Annotated in this window: 2 protein-coding genes and 1 tRNA gene; all 3 read left to right on the forward strand. The window is 37.1% G+C overall.

What is annotated here, in order from left to right; genetic code table 11:
* Positions 1–98: 98 nt before the first annotated feature.
* A tRNA-Tyr gene (locus LJE08_RS13720) sits at positions 99–182 on the forward strand.
* Between the two features lie 140 nt (positions 183–322).
* Positions 323–541 carry a translation initiation factor IF-1 gene (gene infA / locus LJE08_RS13725; protein WP_117573900.1) on the forward strand — a complete coding sequence of 73 codons (219 nt, stop codon included), beginning with the start codon at positions 323–325 and terminating at the stop codon, positions 539–541.
* 14 nt (positions 542–555) lie between these two features.
* On the forward strand, positions 556–606 hold a 51-nt coding region (gene rpmJ, locus LJE08_RS15390; protein ID WP_217256559.1), incomplete at its 3' end, for a 50S ribosomal protein L36.

The raw sequence follows: 606 nt of genomic DNA on the forward strand, positions 1-606 counted from the left end.
GAACTTCAGCCTTCCAAGCTGACTACGTGAGTTCGATTCTCATCACCTGCTCCATTTTGTTTATAACAATCTTCTGATTGTTCTTTTTTTTAAAAACTGGAGAAGTAGCGAAGTGGCTAAACGCGGCTGACTGTAACTCAGTTCCTTTTGGTTCGGCAGTTCGAATCTGTCCTTCTCCACCACTTGTTAATAACACAACTTAATAAAGTTGTGTTTTTTTTAAATTTTACTTGGATATTTAGCACTTTTTTGTTAAAATGGTAGATGGCATATTATGCCTAACATCATTTCATTTTTTGATAGAAGGAGGAGTGTAGGATTCATGGCTAAACAAGATATGATCGAAATTGATGGTATCGTAGTTGACACTTTACCCAATGCAGCTTTTAAAGTTAAATTGGAAAACGGACACGAGATTCTAGCTCACGTTTCTGGTAAAATCCGTATGCATCACATTCGCATTTTACCAGGTGATCGTGTTACCGTTGAAATTTCACCGTATGACTTAACACGTGGGCGTATTACATTTAGACGCAAATAAGGAGACGAATAAAGATGAAAGTAAGACCATCTGTTAAACCAATCTGCGACAAGTGTCGAGTAATT

This window comes from Holdemanella sp. DFI.5.55, from assembly GCF_020593575.1.
Classification (GTDB): Bacteria; Bacillota_I; Bacilli_A; order Erysipelotrichales; family Erysipelotrichaceae; genus Holdemanella; species Holdemanella hominis.

What these genes read in the sequence shown, in the direction of transcription:
- infA (WP_117573900.1), top strand. Translation starts at nt 323, where the DNA reads ATGGCTAAACAAGATATGATCGAAATTGATGGTATCGTAGTTGACACT.